Consider the following 19050-nt stretch of genomic DNA (forward strand, 5'->3'; position numbering starts at 1 on the left):
CCGCATTCCGACGGCCCCACCGGCCGTCGGCCACGCCCCTAAGCTCGTCCCACACAGTCACACGCAGCACCGCACGACCCCCGCATCGAGAGGACGCACGTCATGCTCCGCCGCTCCACAGGCCTCACTCTGCTCGCCGGCATCGCCGCAGCCGCGGTCATCCTGACCGCCTGCACCAGCGCGCCCGCGCCATCCCCGACCGCGACGTCGACCGGAACACCCGACCCGGACGCGACGATCACGGTCGGTCTGGTCCTTGAGCCCACCAACCTCGACATCCGCCGCACCAGCGGCGCCGCCCTCGAGCAGATCCTCATCGACAACATCTACGAGGGCCTGGTCACACGTACGCAGGACAACGAGATCGAGCCGAGACTCGCCTCCGACTACACGGTCTCCCCCGACGGGCTCACCTACTCGTTCACGTTGAACGAGGGTGTGACGTTCCACAGTGGCACGGCACTCACCTCCGCCGACGTCGTGGCCTCGTTCCAGGCCGTGAAGGACGATCCCACGCTCCAGGGCAATGCCGACTTCGCACAGGTCGCGACGATCGCCGCGCCGGATGCGGCCACCGTCGAGATCACCCTGACCGAGCCGAACCAGAACTTCCTGTTCGCTCTGACCGGGCCCGGCGGCCTCGTCTTCCAGACGGGAGACACCACGGACCTGAAGACGGCAGAGAACGGCACCGGCCCCTTCACGCTCTCTCGCTGGAACAAGGGCAGCACGATCACGTTCGCAAGAAACGACACCTACTGGGGTGAGGCCGCCGGCGTCGCCGAGGTCGTCTTCGAGTACATTCCGGACTTCACCGCCGGCGTGAACGCAGCGATCGACGGCAGCCTCGACGTGCTCACCGCCGTCGACCCCAACCTCGCCCCGCAGCTGGAGCAGACGGGCGAGTTCGTTCTCACGACGGGCCGCACGACAGACAAGGGCACGCTCGCCTTCAACAACAAGAAGGCACCACTCGACGACATCCGCGTTCGCGAGGCACTGCGTCTGGCGATCGACCACGAGGCCCTGGTCGCCGCCGTCGGCGCCGGGCAGACGATGTTCGGCCCGATTCCCGAGTTGGACCCCGGCTACGAAGACCTCTCCGACGTGATCTCCTATGACGTCGAGAAGGCGAAGTCGCTGCTCAAGGAGGCCGGTCACGAAGATCTCGACCTCACCCTGACGATCCCGAGCTTCTACGGCACGACCGTGCCGAAGGTGCTCGTGTCGGACTTCGCGAAGGTCGGCGTGAATCTCGAGGTCAAGTCCGTCGAGTTCGCGACCTGGCTCGAAGACGTCTACACGAACCGCGACTACGACCTCAGCTTCGTGCTGCACGTCGAACCGCGCGACTTCGGCAACTTCGCGAACCCCGACTACTACTTCGGCTACGACAACCCGAAGGTGCAGTCGCTGTACGCCCAGGCGCTGGCCGAGACGGATGCGGATGCGTCCGCCGCCCTTCTCGCCGAGGCTGCCCGTCTCGTCTCCGAGGACCACGCCGCCGATTGGCTGTACAACGGTGCGACGATCACGGCTCTCGTGCCGGGAGTCGCCGGCTTCCCGCAGGACTCCATCAACTCCCGCATCAACCTGCAGGATGTGACGGTCGCCGCGAAGTGATCCGCTACGCGCTCACACGAGGAGCCCTGCTGATCGCAGGGCTCCTCGTGGCGAGCGTGGTCATCTTCCTCTCTCTGCGCGTCTTCCCCGGAGACGTCGCACAGCTGATCGCCGGAAGCGAGGCCACGCCCACGCAGGTTCAGGCGATCCGTGAGGCTCTCGGACTCGAGCGCCCGCTGTTCGCCCAGTACGGCGACTGGATCGGCGGACTCTTCCGCGGCGACCTCGGCGTCTCCATGCTCACCGGCGCCTCGGTGGGCGAAGAACTGCTGCAGAAGGCGCAGGTCACGGTTCCGCTGGGTCTCATGGCGATGATCATCGCCTTCGTGATCGCGGTGCCGCTGGGCATCCTCGCAGCGCTCCTGCGCGGGCGCGCGGGAGGAACGGCGATGAACGTCGGCGCGCAGGCCGTTGCTGCCGTGCCCGTGATCTGGGCAGGAATGATGCTCGTCGTCGTCTTCGCCGTGTGGCTGGGCTGGCTCCCCGCGCAGGGCTTTCCGCGCGCTGGCTGGGCGGAACCCTGGCAGGCCGTCCGCGCGCTCCTCCTGCCGGCTCTCACGATCGGGATCGTCGAGGGCGCGATGCTCATGCGCTTCGTCCGCAGCGCGACGCTGCAGGCAGCGAGCCAGGACTTCGTCCGCACCGCGGCCGCGAAGGGCCTCACCCGCACAGCGGCGCTCGTGCGCCACGGAATCCCCGCTGTCGGCCTCTCGATCATCACGGTCCTGGGGCTCCAGGTCGCCGGCATCGTCGTCGGCTCGGTCGTGATCGAACAGCTCTTCACTCTGCCGGGGATCGGGCGGATGCTGGTGACCGACGTCGGCACGCGCGATCTCGTGAAGGTGCAGAGCGAGCTTCTCGTGCTGACCGGATTCGTTCTCGTGATCGGTTTCCTCGTCGATCTCGTGCACCATGTGATCGACCCCCGACAGCGGGAGGCCGCATGAGCACGCGCCGTCGCCACGCCTGGTGGCACCGTCTGTGGGCCACGAGCACCGGACGCTTCGGGGTCATCGTCGTCGCGGTCATCGCCCTCACGGCGCTGGTGTCGCTGTTCTGGACGCCCTTCGATCCGAAGGAGGCGGATGTCGCGAACCGCTGGCAGACGCCGAACTGGCCGCATCTGCTCGGCACCGACGGCACGGGTCACGACATCCTGAGCCTCGTCATGGCCGGCGCCCAGACGACGGTCTTCGTCGCGATCGGCTCCGGCATCGTGGCGACACTCGTCGGCATCGCCCTCGGCGCCCTCGGCGCACTGACCGCCCGGTGGATGCGCGAGACCGTCGCAGTGCTCGTCGACATCCTCATCGCCTTCCCCGTTCTGATCATCGCGATGATGATCTCCTCCGTATGGGGAGGTTCGCTCTGGGTCGTGATCTGGTCGGTCGGGATCGGGTTCGGGGTGAACATCGCCCGCGTCACGCGTCCCGAGCTGCGCCGCGTGCAGCAGAGCGACTTCGTCGTCGCCGGACGCGCCTCCGGGCTCACGCCCGCGCAGAACCTCGCGCAGCACCTGCTCCCCAACGTCGCGCCAGTCTTCATCGTTCAGCTCTCCTGGTCGATGGCGGTGGCGGTCCTCGCCGAAGCGGGACTGTCGTATCTCGGCTTCGGGGCGTCCATCGTCGAGCCGTCCTGGGGAATCCTGTTGGCTGATCTGCAGCGCTACATCACGCTGCATCCGCTCTCCGTCGTCTGGCCCGGTCTTGCGATCACGCTCACGGTCCTCGCCCTCAACCTGCTGGGCGACGGGCTGCGCGAGGCCACGGATCCGACGCTGCGTCAGAGTTCCCGCGCACGCGCCGCGCGCGCCCACGTGCCGGAGGTCATCGCATGAGCCTCGAAGTGCGCGACCTGGTCATCGAGATCGAGGGTCGCCGTGTCGTCGACGGCGTCTCGTTCTCCGTTCCCGACGGCGCCCGGCTCGGCCTCATCGGAGAATCCGGCTCGGGCAAGTCGCTCACGGCACTCGCGATCCTGGGTCTCCTCCCGGAGGGTGCATCCGCATCCGGCAGCATCCGTTGGAACGACCGTGAACTCATTGGCGTCCCCGACCGCGAGCTCGCGACAATCCGGGGTGACGAGATCGGCATCGTGTTCCAGGAGCCGCGCACCGCTCTCAACCCGATCCGCACCGTGGGGCGGCAGGTCGCGGAGTCGATCCGCATCCACAACCGCATCCCGCGCGCCGAAGCGAAGGCGCGCGCGATCCAGGAGGCCGCACGCGTGCGCCTGCCTGATCCACCGTCGATCATCGACCGCTACCCGCACCAGCTCTCCGGCGGGCAGCGTCAGCGCGTCGCCCTCGCCATCGCACTGGCCGCGCGGCCTCGGCTGCTGATCGCGGACGAACCGACGACGGCACTCGACGTCACGATTCAGGCGGAGATCCTGGAGCTGCTGCTCTCACTCGTCTCCTCCGAGGGACTGTCGCTCGTGTTCATCACGCATGACCTCGCGGTGCTCGCGCAGGTCGCGACCCACGCCGTGGTGCTTGAGCACGGAAGAGTCGTCGAAGAAGGGCCGGTCGAGGTGCTGCTGACCGCCCCCTCCTCCCCCATCACCCAGGGCCTGCTGCGCGATGCGACCGCGACTCTCTGGCGTCCCACCGGCTCCGGGGAGGGCGAATGACGACCGAGCCCCTCATCCAGACACACGGACTGACCCGCACCTTCCGCGTGCCACGACGGTCGATCGGCGAACCGCGTCGCACGATGACCGCGCTCGCGCCCACCGACCTCGCCATCCGCTCGGGAGAGTCACTCGGCATTATCGGAGAATCCGGATCCGGGAAGTCCACACTGGTCCGCCTCCTGCTCGGCCTCGATGCGCCGACCGCCGGAAGCGTCACGGTCGACGGCACGGTCGTCGATACGACGAAGTCCGCGCGTGCGCTGCGCTGGCTGCGCCGCGAGACGGGGCTGGTGTTCCAGGATCCCTACGCATCGCTGGATCCCCGGATGACGGCGGGCCGTAGCATCTCCGAACCGTTGCGTGCGCTGGAGATCCCCGGCGATCACCGTGCCCGCGTCGCAGAGGTGCTCACCCAGGTGGGGCTCGACCCCGACATGGCCGATCGATTCCCGCACGAGTTCTCGGGCGGTCAGCGCCAGCGTGTCGCCCTGGCGCGGGCGATCGCGCATCGCCCGCGCATCCTCGTCGGCGATGAGCCGCTCTCGGCACTCGACGTGACGGTGCGCGCCCAGATCATCGATCTGCTGCGGGAGCTGCGCCGCACGGAGGACCTGACCCTCGTGCTCGTCTCGCACGATATCGGCGTCGTGCAGAACCTCTGCGACAGCGTCGCCGTGATGAAGGACGGCGCGATCGTCGAACACGGCGCGACCGCGGACGTGCTGCGCGCCCCGCAGCATCCGTACACCCGCGCTCTGCTCGCCGCGATCCCGGTCATCCCACAGCGCGCGGAGTAACCGGCCTCAGCGGGAGCGTCGGGGCAGGGACTTCTGGAGGTACACCGTGCCGAGACTGCGGCCGAACTTGTAGCCGACCCCGCCCATGCGCCCGACCTCGACGAAGCCGAACTTGCGATGCAGCGCGAGGGAGCCTTCTGCCCCCGAGTCGCTGACGACCGCGACGATCTCTCGAAGGCCCGCTTCGATGGACGCGTCGATCAGCGCCTGCAGCAGGGCTGTGCCGAGACCCTTGCCCCCTGCGCTCGGGCCCAGATAGATCGAGTTCTCGACCGTGTAGCGGTAGGCCGACTTGGAGGCCCACGGCTGAACGAGCGCGTAGCCGAGCACCTGCCCGGACGGCGAGACCGCCACGAGGAACGGGAGCTTCGCACGCGAGAGGGCGGCGAACTTGTCACGCCAGAACCGGAGGGTCGAGGGCTTCTCATCGAACGTGATCACGGTGTTGGTCACGTAGTGGTCGTAGATCGCCCGCACATGCGGAAGGTCAGCGGCGACGGCGGGGCGAATCGTGTACGCGAACGTGTCGGGAATGCGGGGCGGCACACGACGGCGGCGCGGGAAGAGCCACCCCAGGGGCGCGAGATCGGAGGGCACGGCGTCAGTCCTCCGCACGCAGAAGCGACAGCAGGTCTGTCGCCTCATCGGCGGTCTCGACCCGCCAGTCGATGGGTTCTGCGCCCTGCTCTCGCAGGAGCGCATTCACGCGCGAGAACGGGCGCGAGCCGAAGAAGCCGCGCCGGGCCGACAACGGCGACGGATGCGCTGAGGCGACGATCGCCGTGTCTCCGAGAAGGGGGCGCAAGGACTCGGCGTCCTTTCCCCACAGCACCGCGACGAGCGGCTCGTCCCGCGCGACAAGAGCACGGATCGCGCACGCGGTGACCTCCTCCCACCCCCAGCCGCGATGCGACCCCGCCGCCCCCGGGCGCACGGTGAGAACGCGATTCAGCAACAGCACCCCCTGGTCGCTCCAGGCGGAGAGATCACCGTGCGGGGCGGGCGCGATTCCGAGGTCGTCCTGGAGCTCGCGATAGATGTTGCCGAGACTGCGCGGCAGCGGACGCACGGCGCGGTCGACGGCGAACGAGAGCCCGACCGGATGGCCGGGCGTCGGGTAGGGGTCCTGACCGACGATCAGCACCCGTACCCGGTGAAACGGCTGTTCGAAGGCGCGGAGAACCCGCTGCGCGTCGGGAAGGTAGCCAGCGGGATCCTCCCGGAGGCGCGCACTGATCGTCGTGATCTCCCCCGCAACCGGAGCGAGTGCTTCCGCCCAGTCCGGGTGGATCAGGCTCTCCGCACCTGTGAGCGCGAACCCCTGTGGCATCCGCTCAGGCCTCGGGCTGCACCCGCAGCGGCCCACGGGCCAGCAGGTGCTGTGCAGACTGCGCGACCGGACGCATCGTGATCAGGTCGAGGTTCACATGCCCGGGGCTGCCGAGCGCATAGGCGATGACGTCCGCGACATCATCGGCGACGAGCGGCGCCTCGACGCCGGCATAGACGGATTCAGCGGCCTGCACATCGCCGCCGAGACGCTTGAGCGTGAACTCCTCGGTGTGCACCATGCCGGGCGCGATCTCGACGACGCGAATCGGCTCGCCGTTGAGCTCTTGGCGCAGCACCTTCACGAGCATGGACTCCGCGGCCTTGGCTGCGTTGTAGCCGGAGCCGCCGGGATAGGCCACCTGTGCGGCAGTCGACGTCACGAAGAGCGTGTCGGCGTGGCCATCGGAGGACGCGGCGCGACGCAGCAACGGCAGGAGGGAGGCGACCAGCATCTGCGCGGAGAGCACATTGGCCTCGTACATCCAGCGCCAGTCGTCGAGTCGCCCGTTCTCCACGCGATCGGTGCCGCGGGCCCCTCCGGCGACATGCACGAGCGCGTGCACCGCGCCCGTCGCCTCGAGTTCTTCGGCCAGCGCAGCCACGGCGTCGGGATCGGTGAGGTCGGCGGCGATCGTCGTCGCGCCGGTCTCGTCTGCGAGCGCCTGCAACCGGTCGGCACGGCGTGCGACGCCCACGACGTCCCACCCCTGTGCGCGGAGAGCGCGTACCGTCGCGGCGCCGATTCCTGAGCTTGCGCCCGTCACCACGGCGCGTCGAGTCACTGCCTGCGTGTTCACCATGGGATCCACCGTACGACGAACGACCGACGACGACGCGCAGCGCCGTCGGATCCGGCGTGATCGCGCCGGATCCGACGGCGTCGTCTCACGCGTCGATCAACGGCGGAAGGCCGTAGCGATCGATCACCGGCGTGAGGAGTTCGATCGCTCGCGCGCCGTCGATCACGTCGGCCTCATCCACGCGTTCGACAGTGCGCGACAGGCTGTCCTCGTAGACATGCTCGCCGATCATGCGTCCAGCCGCGTCGTACGGCCAGTTGAAGCAGAGCGTGCGGCGGACAAGGTACCAGGCATCCGCGTCGAAGACCTCGCTCTCTGTCAGGTCGCCACCGGCTGCCACGTTGCTGAAGACCTTGCCGCTCATCATCCGACCCGGGATGAACTGACTGAACAGCACCTCGCCCGCGAATCCCCAGTCGCCGACGGCAATCTTCGCATCCTTGATCCACATGACGAGCATGTCGATCTCCGCGAGGGACTGATAGAAGCCACGGACCTGGTCCATGCCGTCCAGCAGGATCGCCTCGCCATCTTCGAAAAGGCGGTAGACGGGGTGCTCGACCGTCATCTCTGGGGCGAGAAGCTCGTCGTAGCGTCCGGAGACTTCCAGGAGACCGTGGCGGCGGAAGTTGATGAGGATGCGTCGGTGCAACGGATCCTCGGTACGTTCGATCAAGCGGTCGACGTCGTCCATCTGAGCCACGAACTCGTCATCGAATCTTCCCATATCTGAATACCTTTCCTCGGTGTTGGGGTCATCGCCATGCTCGGCCAGCACCGCCGCGAAGGGAATGTGCGAATATCAAATGGAATTAACGCTCACGTGAACGGAGGTGCGGATGCGAACCCCGGATGCCACGCTGACGCAGCTGCGGGCCTTCCTCGCCGTCGTGCGTACCGGAAGGTTCGTGCGAGCGGCAGACGAGATGCACATCAGTCCGCCCGCGCTGACCCAGCAGATCGGACGACTCGAACGTGCCGTCGGTGCTTCACTCCTGGACCGCGGCTCTCATCCCATTCAGCCCACGGAAGCGGGCCGACGGCTGCTTCCCGCCGCTCAGGATGCTCTCCGCCTCATCGATGATGCCTTCGCGCAACTCTCCGGCGCGCCGGCGATCACTGTCCGCATCGGCGTCCTCAACACGCCGACATCACCTCGGGCGAACGCAATCCTCACCACACTGCGCGAGAGCGATCGCCCCGTCACGTTCACGATGCAGCAGCTTCCCTGGAACGCGCAGACCACCGCCGTGCAATCGGGTGCGGTGGACGCCAGCTTTGTCCGGCCCCCCGTGCACGCACATCGTGATCTGCGCTTCGACGTCATCGAAGAGGAAGAGCGGGTGGTCGTCGTCAGCGCCCGACACCGGCTAGCATCTCGACGCGTCGTCGATCTCGCGGAGCTCGACGAGGACATCGTCGTGCACGGCGGCGACGACCTCCTTGAGTGGAGTCACTGGTGGGCTGTCGACCCTCGCCCCTCTGGCGCGCCGGTTCGCTACGGCGACGTGGTGCACACCATGGAGGAGGCCTTGGAGACGGTACGTCGCAGCGACCATGTACTGATCACAGCACGCAGCGTGCCTCAGCTCTTCCGGGCGAATGGGCTCAAGGTGCTGCGCATCCGTGACGCCGCACGCTGTGCGCTCGTGCTGTGCACGCGCGCCTCGGATCGCTCCGAGGCCGTCCGTATGCTGCGCACACTCACCCGAGAGTGAGATCACCTCGTCGGCGCCCGGATCCGGGCCCAAGATCCGCATCTGATCTTGTTACGTCACATTTCCCCGGCGTTGTTGACAAACGCAGCCACTCTCTAGCCTGGTCACATCGACCCCGGTCGACCACGATCCTCGGAACCGTTCCGCGGAACGGATCCACCCACCCGTCTCCCCCTGCGGATCATCCGCACCTACCCAAGGAGAACATGATGTCCGCAGAGAACTGGCGCTTCGAAACCAAGCAGATCCACTCGGGCGCTGCGCCCGACCCGGTCACCAAGGCCCGCGCGACGCCGATCTACCAGACCACGTCCTACGTCTTCGACAACGCCGACCACGCCGCCAACCTCTTCGCGCTGGCGGAGTTCGGCAACATCTACACGCGCATCCAGAACCCGACCCAGGATGTGCTGGAGCAGCGCCTCGCCGCCCTCGAAGGCGGCACCGGCGCCCTCGTCCTCGCCAGCGGCCAGGCCGCAGCCACCTTCGCGGTGCTCAACATCGCGCAGGCCGGCGACCACATCGTCTCTTCGTCGTCGATCTACGGTGGCACCTACAACCTCTTCAAGTACACGCTCGCGAAGCTCGGCATCGAGGTCACGTTCGTCGAGAACCAGGACGACGCAGAAGAGTGGCGCGCCGCGGTGCGCCCGAACACCAAGCTGTTCTTCGCTGAGACGATCGGCAACCCGAAGATCAACGTGCTCGACATCCGCACGGTCGCCGACATCGCCCACGAGGGTGGCGTGCCGCTCATCGTCGACAACACGATCGCGACGCCGTTCCTGATCCGTCCGTTCGAGCACGGCGCAGACATCGTCGTGCACTCGGTCACCAAGTTCCTCGGCGGCCACGGCACCACGATCGGTGGCGCGATCATCGACGGCGGATCCTTCGCCTGGTCGCAGAACGTCGAGAAGTTCCCGGGCCTGACCGAGCCCGACCCCTCGTACCACGGCGCCTCGTACACGACGGCAGTGGGCGACGGCCTGGCCTACATCATCAAGGCGCGCGTGCAGCTGCTGCGTGACCTCGGCTCGGCGATCTCGCCGCAGAGCGCCTGGAACCTCATCCAGGGCATCGAGACGCTGTCGCTGCGCATCGAGCGTCACGTGCAGAACGCGCAGGAGATCGCGGAGTGGCTCGACAACCACGATGACATCGCCTCGGTGAACTACTCGGGTCTGCCGTCCTCCCCCTGGTACGCGGCCGCGAACACCTACTCCCCGAAGGGCGTCGGCGCGGTCCTGTCGTTCGAGCTCAAGGGCGGTGTCGAGGCGGGTCGCGAGTTCGTGAACAGCCTGTCGCTGTTCAGCCACCTCGCCAACATCGGCGACGTGCGCTCGCTCGTCATCCACCCGGCGTCCACGACGCACTCGCAGCTGACGCCGGAGCAGCAGCTGACCACGGGCGTCACCCCGGGCCTGGTGCGCCTGTCGGTCGGACTCGAGAACATCGAAGACCTCAAGGCCGACCTCGAGCAGGCACTCGCCGCAGCACGTCGCGTGTCGGAGGCGGCTCGCGCCTGAGTCCACAGTGAAGGGCGGATGCCTCGGAGACACGTTCTCCGAGGCATCCGCCGTCTGCGCTCCCCGACATCGTTCGTTGTAGAGCGCATTCGTCCGTAACGGTCCAAAGGGCTCTGCGGATCCGGGAGAGAATGGGCATATGGATTGGCAGTCGACCTCTGAAGACACGGTGCCCTCGGCGCCGGTGACCGAGGCGGATGCTCGGCTCCTCCGTGCGCGCCCGCCGGCAACCGGCGCGTGGCGTGACGGCGATCCCGACGGCGAACGTCAGTTCGCCTCCCTCGGCGCCTTCCGCACGGAGGGAGGCGAGCAGCTGCCCGCTATCCGCCTGGCCTACGAGACCTGGGGGACGCTCAACGAGGCCCGCGACAACGCGGTGCTAATCCTGCACGCGCTCACGGGAGACAGCCATGTTGTCGGTGAAGCCGGACCCGGGCACCCGACGAGCGGATGGTGGGGCGACATCGTCGCGCCCGATGGTGCGATCGACACGGATCGCTGGTTCGTGATCGCGCCGAACATCCTCGGCGGATGCCAGGGGTCGACGGGTCCTGCAAGCATCGCCCCCGACGGCTACGAGTGGGCGTCGCGCTTCCCCTATCTGACCGTGCGCGACCAGGTCTCCGCGCAGATCATGCTCGCCGACCAGCTCGGCATCGACCGGTGGGCCGCGGTGATCGGCGGTTCCATGGGCGGCATGCACGCCCTGGAGTGGGCGGTGACGGTCCCCGAGCGGGTCGAGCGCCTCGCGATCCTGTCGTCTCCCCCGGTCACGACCGCCGACCAGCTCGCCCTGAACTTCGTGCAGCTGGAGACCGTGCGGATGGACCCGCGCTTCGCCGGCGGCGAGTACTACGATGCGCCGATCGGCGAGGGCCCGCACCGCGGTCTCGCACTGGCGCGGCGCATGGCTCTGCTGAACTACCGCAGCCCGATCGAACTCAACCAGCGGTTCCAGCGCTCGTGGCAGTCGGAGGTGTCGCCGCTCGGACATGGCGGACGCTTCGCCGTCGAGTCCTACCTCGACTTCCACGGCAACAAGTTCACGCGCCGTTTCGATGCGAACAGCTACCTCACGCTCGTCGAGGCCATGAACTCCCACGATGTCGGCCGCGACCGCGGCGGCGTCGAGGACGCTCTGCGGCGGGTCACCGCGAAGACGCTCGTTCTCGGCATCGACAGCGACCGGCTGTTCCCCGTCGACGGGCAGCACCGTATCGCCCGAGGCATCCCGCACACCCTCGACGGCAACCAGGCTGTCGTTCTCAACAGCGACTTCGGCCACGACGGTTTCCTCATCGAGACCGACGAGGTCAGCACCCACCTGCGCCGCCTGCTCGACAGCTGATCCGGATCAGGCGTTCGCCGGCAGAGTCGTTCCCGCTCCGCGCTGGCGCGCCACCGCACGTCCGCGGGCACCTTCTGTCGTGTCTGCCTGGTCGGCGATGACGAATCCGTTGTCGCGAATGAGCTCGAGATCGGATGCCGCCGCCTGACCCTCTGCGGTCAGATAGTCGCCCAGGAAGATCGAGTTCGCCAGGTGAAGCGCGAGCCCCTGGAGCGTCCGCAGATGCAGCTCTCGCCCTCCCGCGAGTCGCACCGCGGCTGTCGGGCAGGCGAAGCGCGCGAGCGCCACGATGCGCAGGCAATGCGCGGGCGTGAGGTCCCACCTGCCCTCCATGGGCGTGCCGTCGAAAGGGACGAGGAAGTTGATCGGGATCGAGTCGGCGTCAAGCGTGCGCAGCGCGAAGATCGCCTCGATGATCTGCTCGTTCGACTCCCCCATGCCCACGATGAGACCGCTGCAGGGTGAGAGCCCTGCAGCGGCGGCACGGGTGATCGTGTCGACACGGTCGCCGTAGGTGTGGGTCTGCACGATCTCGTCGTGGAACGACTCCGCCGTGTTGATGTTGTGGTTGTAGGCGTCGACGCCGGCATCCGCGAGCTTCTCCGCCTGTCCTTCTTTCAGCAGCCCCAGGCAGGCGCAGACCTCGACCGACGGCTGCGCGGCTTTGATCGCGGTCGCCGTGGCGACGACCCGATCGACGTCGCGGTTCATCGGTCCGCGCCCGCTGGCGACGAGACACACACGTGATGCCCCTCCGCGAATACCTGCTTCGGCCTGCGCCACGGCTTCTGCGGGATCCAACCAGGAGTACTTCAGGATCTGCGCCTGCGAGCCGAGCGCCTGCGAGCAGTAGTGACAGTTCTCCGGGCACAGCCCCGACTTCAGGTTGACAAGGTAGTTGAGCGTGACGCGATCCCCGAAGTGCGCGCGGCGGATTCTGCTGCCCGCGGCGACGAGCGCGAGAAGCTCGTCATCCGGACAGTCCAGGATCATCCGCGCATCGGCGGCGCTGAGTTCACCGCCCTTGAGAACATCCGCGGCGAGCGCATCGAAGCGGCTCACCGGCGCCGGCCTTCGACGCGTGCCACGAGACGCCAGGCGGCAGGGAGCATCCCGCTGAGCGCGAGCACCTTGAGCGCGTCACCGATGAGGAACGGGACAACGCCGAGCAGGACGGCCTGACCGAGGTCGATCTGCAGCGAGAACGCAAGCCACGGCACCCCGCACAGGTAGAGCGAGAGCGTTCCGATCGCGCCGAGAGCGAGAGTCGTCAGCACACGGCGGTCTGCCCGGCGACGTGCGAGCTGGCCGACGATGAACGCCGCCACCACGTACCCGACGATGTATCCGAACGTGGGCAGCAGGACGCCGCTGGCACCGCCCGCGAACACAGGGGCCCCCAGCGCCCCGATCGCGAGGTAGAGGAGCGCGCTGGCTGCGCCCCGTGCGGGACCGAGCGCAGCACCCGTCGCCATGACTCCGAGGGTGGCGAGAGTGATGGGCACCGGTGTGAATGGCAGGGGCACGATCGCGAACGCCGACAGCGTGATGAGCGCCGTGCCCGCGAGGACGAGCGCGACATCCCGCGCCCAGGCACCGCCCCAGGCATCCGCGAGATAGTGCCGAGGGGATTCGAGAGAGACAGCGGTCATGACACACCTTCCTGAACACCGTTCACGTGAACGATGTTCAGGAGCCTACCGGATCAGGGCTCCGTGCGCGTGAACCGCCAGGGCAGCATCCCCGTCTCCAGACGATGCCTTCCCCCCGGCAGACCATCCGACGCATGCTCCTCGTCACCCTCCCAGAGGAAGGTCTGCCCCTCGGGTGCGTCGAGCAGCTGCGTCGTGAACAGGGTCGCGTGCTCCTCGCGCAACCGGGCCTGTGCGAGCACGTCAGCGACACTCCCCCTCCCCACCAGGGACTCGAGCGTCACCCACGTCGGCGGGAAGAGCACGATATCGCCTGCAGCATGCCGAGCCAGCGCCTCCTCCGGCGTCATCCACTGTGCCTCGACAACCTCGTCAGCCGCAGGCATCAGCTCGCCACCCGGATCCGGCGCGACGAAGAACCAGGTGCGGATCCGCACGGGCACGTGGACAGGCGGATGCCACCGCGACAGCGCGACGCACTCACTCAGGTCAAGTCCGACTTCCTCCTGCGTCTCCCGCACGGCCGCCCTGCGCGCCGACTCCCGCTCTCCGTGAAGGGCGCCTCCGGCCTCCACCCGGTCACCCGGCTCGACCTTCCCGCCGGGGAACACCCATCCGCTCGCGAACGAGCCGCGGTCCGGACGGCGCAGCATGAGCACCTCCGGGCCGCGCGCGGAGTCCCGCAGGATGACCGCCGTGCCGGCGATCGGCAGCTCGACTTCTGCATCCACGACGAGACGCTCCGCGCTCAGTCGCCCACGGCCTCGTCGATCGCGCGCTCCAGGCGTTCGATCTTGCCGTCGAGCTCTCCTGTATAGCCCGGACGGATATCCGCCTTCAGGACCAGCGAGACGCGCGAGCCGAAACGCCCGACCTCCTCGGTAGCGCGCTTGACGACATCCATGACCGCATCCCACTCCCCCTCGATCTCGGTGAACATGCTGGTCGTCCGGTGGGGCAGACCCGAGTCGCGGACGACCCGGACAGCAGCGGCAACCGCGTCATGCACGGAGCCGTCTTCACGGCCCGTGCCGGAGGGAGCGACAGAGAATGCGACGAGCATGATGTGGCCTTTCAGACGGCGGAGGCGGATGCTACGACTCTAACCACCGCTCTCCGCGATCCAGGCTCAACGGAAGACCCTGCTGATCGAGGAAGCCACCTGCGCGGCCTGCATCCAGAGCGCGAAGCGCATTGCCGGGCGCATGATCCATCCGGTCACCATGCGAAGAGGGCGACGCGGGCGCTGTCCGGTCAGCTCCCACGCAAAGGAGATCTTCAGCTGGGTGCCACCTGCGGCGGGTTCGAGTGCGAGCGCCACCAGACGGGTGTTGAGATCGGGGCGCTCCGGGTAGCGAAACCGCCACTCCACCCGGGAGCTGTCCTTCTGCGCCAGCAGTTCGACGCGCTGGTACTCAAGCCCCTGGCCGAGGCGGACCTCTTTTCCGTCGGGCGTTCGTGTCCTCGTGCGTGCAACCCAGGGTCCGCCCTCGGCGGGTTCGACCTCGGCGACATTGAGGTCCCATTCCGGAAGGCGCGCGGGATCAGCGACGAGGGTCCACACCTCCGCCACAGGGGCGGGGATGAATGCCTGCGATGTGCGCGTGATCGCACGATCCGTGCGAGTGAACCGCGCCTGATCCGGAACCACGCCCGCGGCATCCGCGAGACGATCCCCCACCTGCTCCGGGGTCACACCGAGTCGCGCGAGGACCTGTTCCACGCGACCGCTGGGCTCTTCCAGGAGCGCGAGGAGCACCGCCGAGGGTCCGCCATCGCCCACACTGACCTTGTCAAGGACACGCATCGCGCGATCGCTCCACTCATAGCCACCGGTCTCGTGGAACACGATGCGCTGCTGCGCCGCATTCATGATCTCGACGCCCAGCAGGCCGAGCTCAGCGTCGCGCTGGTGCGCCACGGCCTCGCGCAACGCTGTCAGCGAGACCCCGAGCCCGCGCAGCACCTGCCCCGCAGGCTGCTCGCTGAGACTCAGCGCCATCAGCAGATGTTCCAGGTCGGCGGTGCGCTCGCCGGTGCGAGATGCCTCTTCCATCGCGGCGAGGGAGAGCTGATGGCTGGTCGCGACCATACGGGCAGGCTTGCTCATGCGTTCCTCCGGGGAATGTCGATGTTCTGGTCGATGCGCTTCGCGTACTTCTTGTGCACCGCTTGTCGCGTCACGCCGAGCGCATCCGCGATGTGTTGCCAGCTCATCCCTGCGCGCAGCGCCGCTTCGACCTGGCGCAGTTCGAGGACATCGGCGAGTGTGCGCAGGGAGGCGACGGCGCGAAGCCCTGCGCGAGGGTCGCTCGTGTCGGCGGCGACGGCGGTGATCTGCGGCGAATCCATGCTGTCAACCTACGTTGCTTAAACGAGTTGTGTCAACCTTGGTTGCTAAGGAGGGGAGATCGCTCCTGCACCATCCGCCGCACGCTCACGACGAGCAATACGACCAACAGCACGTTGCGCGCCGAGAGCACCAGAATCGGCCCCCATTCCGCGCGCAGCAGGCTGTCGTAAGTGAGCGGATAGACCACGCACGTCAGCGCGCAGAGCACCAGAACAAGAATCGCGGGAGCGAGCGCCCGGCGCCGGTCCCACACGATCCAGAGCACCACAGGAGCGAGCAGCCACGTCTGAAACTGCGGAGAACCCACCTTGTTGCACACGATCAGCGCCGTCGCCAACGCCAGAACCAGCGGTGGCAGCAGCCGCAGCGCGGATGCTCCGCCTCGAACCCGCCACACGGCGAGCGCGAGCAGGCCGACAACCCCGAGCACGAGAAGGGGCGTCAGAAGGGACGCGACCTGGTCGACACCGCGTGCGGACACCTGGAAGGTGAGGATGTCGAAGTCATAGGCGATGACCGCCGACCCCGCCGCAGCCATCCAGAGGAACGGCGTCGCCGCAACGGCCTCGACCTGCAGTCCGCGGTCGCCCTGCTCTGTGAGGAACCCGAGCAGGTGCGCACCGCCGCCGGCGAACACGACGGCGAGCGCGACCAGCACGCTGACACCAGCACCCGCGATCAGGAGGGTGAGTCGCTGTCGCAGCAGCACCACTCCCGCAGCGATCAGCACGCCGGGCCAGATCTTGATCCAGGCGCCGACCGTGAGCAGCACTGCCGCCACGCGCGGACGCCCGACCAGCCAGAGCGCACCGAGCACCCCCAGCGGAACGGTCACCGCGTCGATGCGATACAGCGCGATCGGGCCGAGTGCGAGCAGCGCGACGACCCAGAAAGCAGCCGCCCACAGGCGGGATCGCGCACGCCCGCGCCCGAGCAGAAGGGCGAAGGCGATGAGATCGAGGATTGTGACCTGCACGATCCAGGCGACCAGGTACGAGGAGGCGGCCCCCGTGAGCGGTGCAATGACGGAGGCGATCCCCTGCGCGGCGAGCATCGGCAGCAGAGCAAGCTGCGGATAGACCCACGAGACATCAACACCTACGATCGCGCCCCCGGCGAGCGCATCGCGCGACCAGGGGTCGTAGACGAGCACCACATCGCCCATGGGCTGGCTCGGATACACCCAACCCATCCACGCCACGAGCACGTGGACCAGCAGGAAGGCGGCGAGGAAGATCGGGACGACCGGCGACACCGACCGCGTGCGACTCATGCGCGCAGCATCCGCGCGATGATCGACGGCAGCGCCTCGGCGACATCGAGCGCGACGATCGGATGCCCGGGAGCGGCGTCCTCCACCCCCGCAGCGAAGGCCGCGGCATGACCGTGCAGCCAAGCAGCCGCCGCTGCGGCATCCGCAAGCGGAGCCTCCGGGTTCGCCGCGATCAGGGTGCCGATCATGCCCGCGAGCACGTCCCCCGTACCGGCGACCGCCAGCCACGAGGTCGGGCTCTGCACGACACGGACACCCCCGGCAGGATCCGCGATCACGGTCTCTGCCCCTTTGAGCAGCACGGTGGCATCGAGCTCACGTGCGGCCGCTGCCGCGCGACGCCAGGAATCCTCTTCATCGGAGAGCCCCAGGAGCGTACCCAGTCTCGCGAACTCCCCCGCGTGCGGCGTGACCACCACCGGAGACGCGGCACCGATCGCGAGGTCCAGGGCGCCGGCGTCCACGACCACCGGGCTCGACTCCTGCAGCAGCGCACGCAGCTCCTGCTCCTCGTGCGGTGTTCGTGCGGCCGCATCCGTCCCCGACCCGATCACCCAGGCACCCACGCGCCCCTCGACGAGCACGGTCTCGGGCCGGCGTGCCAGAACCAGCGCCGACGGCAGGGAATCCCCGACGTATCGCACGAGTCCCGCTCCGGCGCGCCACGCGCCCTCCACGCCGAGAATCGCCGCTCCCGGATAGCGCGCAGAACCCGTGCGCAGCCCTACGACACCGCGCGAGTACTTGTCGTCCTCGGCGAGCGGAGCCCGCACGAATCGTGCCGTATCGGCTGCAGACCAGACGTGCGCAGTAACCATTCCCCCACGGTAGTCGTGACAGCCCGTGACGCACGATGCCCACCTGCTCACCACCCACCATTACGGTCGAAGCATGAGCGCGCTCTTCACCCCCTTGACCCTTCGTGCCGTGACCTTTCCCAATCGCGCCTGGGTCTCACCGATGTGCATGTACAGCGCCGTCGACGGGGTGCCGCAGATCTGGCACCTCACGCACCTCACGCAGTTCGCATCCGGCGGCGCGGGACTCATCGTCGCCGAGGCGACCGCGGTGACTCCGGAGGGCCGCATCTCGCCTCGTGACACCGGGCTGTGGAACGACACCCAACGCGACGCCTGGGCACCCATCGTGGCCGAGGTCCACGCCCGCGGCGCGAAGATCGGCGTGCAGCTCGCGCACGCCGGGCGCAAGGCGTCAACGTGGTGGCCGTTCGCGTCCCAGCACGGGTCCGTCCCGGTGTCGGAGGGAGGATGGACGACCGTCGCGCCGTCCGCCGTGGCGTTCGAGGGCTTTGCAGAACCTGCCGCGCTGGATACGGCAGGGATCGCAGGCGTGGTCGCAGCATTCCGCGCCGCAGCCCGCCGCGCGCTCGACGCCGGATTCGATGTTCTGGAGCTGCACGGTGCGCACGGGTACCTGCTGCATCAGTTCCTCTCGCCGCTCAGCAACCGGCGCACCGACGAATACGGCGGATCGCTCGAGAATCGCGCACGGCTGCTGCTGGAGGTTCTCGATGCGGTCCGCGCCGAGGCCGGTGAAGACGTGCCGATCCTCGTCCGCATCTCGGCAACCGATCACGCCGAGGGCGGCTTCACTCCCGACGAGGCCACGCTCGTCGCGGCATGGACACTCGCTCACGGCGCCGACTTCATCGACGTCTCCAGCGGCGGACTCGTCGCCCACCAGCAGATCACCCTCGGGCCGGGCTACCAGGTCCCCCTCGCCCGTCAGGTGCGCCGTCAAGGACGCACGCCCGTCTCCGCCGTGGGTCTCATCACGAGCGCCGCGCACGCCGAGCAGGTTCTCGTCAACGGAGATGCGGATGCTGTCTTCCTCGGCCGCGAGTGGCTCCGCGATCCGCATTTCGCGCTGCGCGCCGCGCATGAGCTCGGCGCAGAGGTCACCTGGCCCGATCAGTACCTGCGCGCACGCTGGCGCTGACCGCCGACACGAAGGCGCCCACCCGGATGATC

General features: G+C 68.1%; 21 protein-coding genes. 9 read left to right on the top strand and 12 right to left on the bottom strand.

The features are described 5' to 3' along the window. The first annotated feature begins 102 nt into the window (after positions 1 to 102). The 5 genes from JOD62_RS02075 to JOD62_RS02095 are packed head-to-tail and all read left to right on the top strand — an operon-like array spanning position 103 to position 5054. Positions 103 to 1623 carry an ABC transporter substrate-binding protein gene (locus JOD62_RS02075; RefSeq protein ID WP_204937677.1) on the top strand — a complete coding sequence of 507 codons (1521 nt, stop codon included), beginning with the start codon at positions 103 to 105 and terminating at the stop codon, positions 1621 to 1623. Then, positions 1620 to 2570, top strand: coding sequence for an ABC transporter permease (locus JOD62_RS02080; protein ID WP_204937678.1), 951 nt, complete (start codon positions 1620 to 1622; stop codon positions 2568 to 2570). Before JOD62_RS02075 ends, JOD62_RS02080 begins: the two co-directional genes overlap by 4 nt. Continuing rightward, positions 2567 to 3460, top strand: coding sequence for an ABC transporter permease (locus JOD62_RS02085; RefSeq protein ID WP_204937679.1), 894 nt, complete (start codon positions 2567 to 2569; stop codon positions 3458 to 3460). The genes JOD62_RS02080 and JOD62_RS02085 overlap by 4 nt, the downstream gene beginning before the upstream one ends. Beyond that, positions 3457 to 4254, top strand: coding sequence for an ABC transporter ATP-binding protein (locus JOD62_RS02090; RefSeq protein ID WP_204937680.1), 798 nt, complete (start codon positions 3457 to 3459; stop codon positions 4252 to 4254). The genes JOD62_RS02085 and JOD62_RS02090 overlap by 4 nt, the downstream gene beginning before the upstream one ends. Continuing rightward, the gene (locus tag JOD62_RS02095) at positions 4251 to 5054 is read left to right on the top strand and encodes an ATP-binding cassette domain-containing protein (protein WP_204937681.1); all 804 of its coding nucleotides are present in this window, start codon (positions 4251 to 4253) and stop codon (positions 5052 to 5054) included. Before JOD62_RS02090 ends, JOD62_RS02095 begins: the two co-directional genes overlap by 4 nt. 6 nt (positions 5055 to 5060) lie before the next feature. Here the strand turns inward: JOD62_RS02095 and JOD62_RS02100 are convergent, their stop codons facing one another. From JOD62_RS02100 to JOD62_RS02115, 4 genes are all read right to left on the bottom strand, one after another. After that, the gene (locus JOD62_RS02100; RefSeq protein ID WP_407666020.1) at positions 5061 to 5651 is read right to left on the bottom strand and encodes a GNAT family N-acetyltransferase; all 591 of its coding nucleotides are present in this window, start codon (positions 5649 to 5651) and stop codon (positions 5061 to 5063) included. A 4-nt stretch (positions 5652 to 5655) separates the two neighbouring features. Next, positions 5656 to 6384, bottom strand: a complete 729-nt coding sequence (locus JOD62_RS02105) for a uracil-DNA glycosylase (RefSeq protein ID WP_204937683.1) — start codon at positions 6382 to 6384, stop codon at positions 5656 to 5658. Between the two features lie 4 nt (positions 6385 to 6388). Then, entirely contained in the window at positions 6389 to 7186 is a 798-nt protein-coding gene (locus JOD62_RS02110; protein ID WP_204937684.1) for an SDR family oxidoreductase, read from the bottom strand. Between the two features lie 85 nt (positions 7187 to 7271). After that, positions 7272 to 7913 carry a hypothetical protein gene (locus JOD62_RS02115; RefSeq protein WP_204937685.1) on the bottom strand — a complete coding sequence of 214 codons (642 nt, stop codon included), beginning with the start codon at positions 7911 to 7913 and terminating at the stop codon, positions 7272 to 7274. A gap of 112 nt (positions 7914 to 8025) precedes the next feature. Here JOD62_RS02115 and JOD62_RS02120 point away from each other — a divergent pair, with 112 nt between their 5' ends. From JOD62_RS02120 to metX, 3 genes are all read left to right on the top strand, one after another. Beyond that, on the top strand, positions 8026 to 8904 hold the full coding sequence (locus tag JOD62_RS02120) for a LysR family transcriptional regulator (protein ID WP_204937686.1): 879 nt from the start codon (positions 8026 to 8028) through the stop codon (positions 8902 to 8904). Between the two features lie 206 nt (positions 8905 to 9110). Beyond that, the gene (locus tag JOD62_RS02125) at positions 9111 to 10433 is read left to right on the top strand and encodes a bifunctional o-acetylhomoserine/o-acetylserine sulfhydrylase (protein ID WP_204937687.1); all 1323 of its coding nucleotides are present in this window, start codon (positions 9111 to 9113) and stop codon (positions 10431 to 10433) included. A 139-nt stretch (positions 10434 to 10572) separates the two neighbouring features. After that, positions 10573 to 11781 (top strand): homoserine O-acetyltransferase MetX, encoded by a 1209-nt coding sequence (gene metX / locus JOD62_RS02130; protein ID WP_204937688.1) that lies wholly within the window; start codon positions 10573 to 10575, stop codon positions 11779 to 11781. A gap of 6 nt (positions 11782 to 11787) precedes the next feature. Here the strand turns inward: metX and bioB are convergent, their stop codons facing one another. From bioB to JOD62_RS02170, 8 genes are all read right to left on the bottom strand, one after another. Continuing rightward, the gene (gene bioB, locus JOD62_RS02135) at positions 11788 to 12843 is read right to left on the bottom strand and encodes a biotin synthase BioB (RefSeq protein WP_204937689.1); all 1056 of its coding nucleotides are present in this window, start codon (positions 12841 to 12843) and stop codon (positions 11788 to 11790) included. Further along, positions 12840 to 13433, bottom strand: coding sequence for a biotin transporter BioY (locus JOD62_RS02140; protein WP_204937690.1), 594 nt, complete (start codon positions 13431 to 13433; stop codon positions 12840 to 12842). Before JOD62_RS02140 ends, bioB begins: the two co-directional genes overlap by 4 nt. A gap of 53 nt (positions 13434 to 13486) precedes the next feature. Beyond that, on the bottom strand, positions 13487 to 14164 hold the full coding sequence (locus JOD62_RS02145) for an NUDIX hydrolase (protein WP_271171591.1): 678 nt from the start codon (positions 14162 to 14164) through the stop codon (positions 13487 to 13489). A 17-nt stretch (positions 14165 to 14181) separates the two neighbouring features. Then, positions 14182 to 14496, bottom strand: a complete 315-nt coding sequence (locus JOD62_RS02150; protein WP_204937691.1) for a thiamine-binding protein — start codon at positions 14494 to 14496, stop codon at positions 14182 to 14184. Positions 14497 to 14562: 66 nt separating this feature from the next. Beyond that, on the bottom strand, positions 14563 to 15543 hold the full coding sequence (locus JOD62_RS02155; protein ID WP_204937692.1) for an SRPBCC family protein: 981 nt from the start codon (positions 15541 to 15543) through the stop codon (positions 14563 to 14565). Next, positions 15540 to 15785 (bottom strand): hypothetical protein, encoded by a 246-nt coding sequence (locus JOD62_RS02160; RefSeq protein ID WP_204937693.1) that lies wholly within the window; start codon positions 15783 to 15785, stop codon positions 15540 to 15542. Before JOD62_RS02160 ends, JOD62_RS02155 begins: the two co-directional genes overlap by 4 nt. 32 nt (positions 15786 to 15817) lie before the next feature. After that, a complete protein-coding gene (locus tag JOD62_RS02165; RefSeq protein ID WP_204937694.1) occupies positions 15818 to 17059 on the bottom strand; it encodes a glycosyltransferase 87 family protein in 1242 nt (413 codons plus the stop codon). After that, complete coding sequence (locus JOD62_RS02170) at positions 17056 to 17877, bottom strand: NAD(P)H-hydrate dehydratase (protein WP_204937695.1); 822 nt, start codon at positions 17875 to 17877, stop codon at positions 17056 to 17058. Before JOD62_RS02170 ends, JOD62_RS02165 begins: the two co-directional genes overlap by 4 nt. 73 nt (positions 17878 to 17950) lie before the next feature. Here JOD62_RS02170 and JOD62_RS02175 point away from each other — a divergent pair, with 73 nt between their 5' ends. Further along, on the top strand, positions 17951 to 19018 hold the full coding sequence (locus JOD62_RS02175; protein WP_204937696.1) for an NADH:flavin oxidoreductase/NADH oxidase: 1068 nt from the start codon (positions 17951 to 17953) through the stop codon (positions 19016 to 19018). Positions 19019 to 19050 lie beyond the last annotated feature (32 nt).

The organism is Microbacterium keratanolyticum (assembly GCF_016907255.1).
Taxonomy (GTDB): Bacteria; Actinomycetota; Actinomycetes; order Actinomycetales; family Microbacteriaceae; genus Microbacterium; species Microbacterium keratanolyticum.

Excerpts from the sequence above, each read along its gene's own strand:
- JOD62_RS02150 (WP_204937691.1), bottom strand. The coding sequence starts at position 14,496 with ATGCTCGTCGCATTCTCTGTCGCTCCCTCCGGCACGGGCCGTGAAGAC.
- JOD62_RS02075 (WP_204937677.1), top strand. The coding sequence starts at position 103 with ATGCTCCGCCGCTCCACAGGCCTCACTCTGCTCGCCGGCATCGCCGCA.
- JOD62_RS02160 (WP_204937693.1), bottom strand. The coding sequence starts at position 15,785 with ATGGATTCGCCGCAGATCACCGCCGTCGCCGCCGACACGAGCGACCCT.
- JOD62_RS02170 (WP_204937695.1), bottom strand. The coding sequence starts at position 17,877 with ATGGTTACTGCGCACGTCTGGTCTGCAGCCGATACGGCACGATTCGTG.
- JOD62_RS02120 (WP_204937686.1), top strand. The coding sequence starts at position 8,026 with ATGCGAACCCCGGATGCCACGCTGACGCAGCTGCGGGCCTTCCTCGCC.
- JOD62_RS02155 (WP_204937692.1), bottom strand. The coding sequence starts at position 15,543 with ATGAGCAAGCCTGCCCGTATGGTCGCGACCAGCCATCAGCTCTCCCTC.
- JOD62_RS02095 (WP_204937681.1), top strand. The coding sequence starts at position 4,251 with ATGACGACCGAGCCCCTCATCCAGACACACGGACTGACCCGCACCTTC.
- JOD62_RS02125 (WP_204937687.1), top strand. The coding sequence starts at position 9,111 with ATGATGTCCGCAGAGAACTGGCGCTTCGAAACCAAGCAGATCCACTCG.
- JOD62_RS02105 (WP_204937683.1), bottom strand. The coding sequence starts at position 6,384 with ATGCCACAGGGGTTCGCGCTCACAGGTGCGGAGAGCCTGATCCACCCG.
- metX (WP_204937688.1), top strand. The coding sequence starts at position 10,573 with ATGGATTGGCAGTCGACCTCTGAAGACACGGTGCCCTCGGCGCCGGTG.
- JOD62_RS02140 (WP_204937690.1), bottom strand. The coding sequence starts at position 13,433 with ATGACCGCTGTCTCTCTCGAATCCCCTCGGCACTATCTCGCGGATGCC.
- JOD62_RS02110 (WP_204937684.1), bottom strand. The coding sequence starts at position 7,186 with ATGGTGAACACGCAGGCAGTGACTCGACGCGCCGTGGTGACGGGCGCA.
- JOD62_RS02090 (WP_204937680.1), top strand. The coding sequence starts at position 3,457 with ATGAGCCTCGAAGTGCGCGACCTGGTCATCGAGATCGAGGGTCGCCGT.
- JOD62_RS02115 (WP_204937685.1), bottom strand. The coding sequence starts at position 7,913 with ATGGGAAGATTCGATGACGAGTTCGTGGCTCAGATGGACGACGTCGAC.
- JOD62_RS02175 (WP_204937696.1), top strand. The coding sequence starts at position 17,951 with ATGAGCGCGCTCTTCACCCCCTTGACCCTTCGTGCCGTGACCTTTCCC.
- JOD62_RS02085 (WP_204937679.1), top strand. The coding sequence starts at position 2,567 with ATGAGCACGCGCCGTCGCCACGCCTGGTGGCACCGTCTGTGGGCCACG.
- JOD62_RS02165 (WP_204937694.1), bottom strand. The coding sequence starts at position 17,059 with ATGAGTCGCACGCGGTCGGTGTCGCCGGTCGTCCCGATCTTCCTCGCC.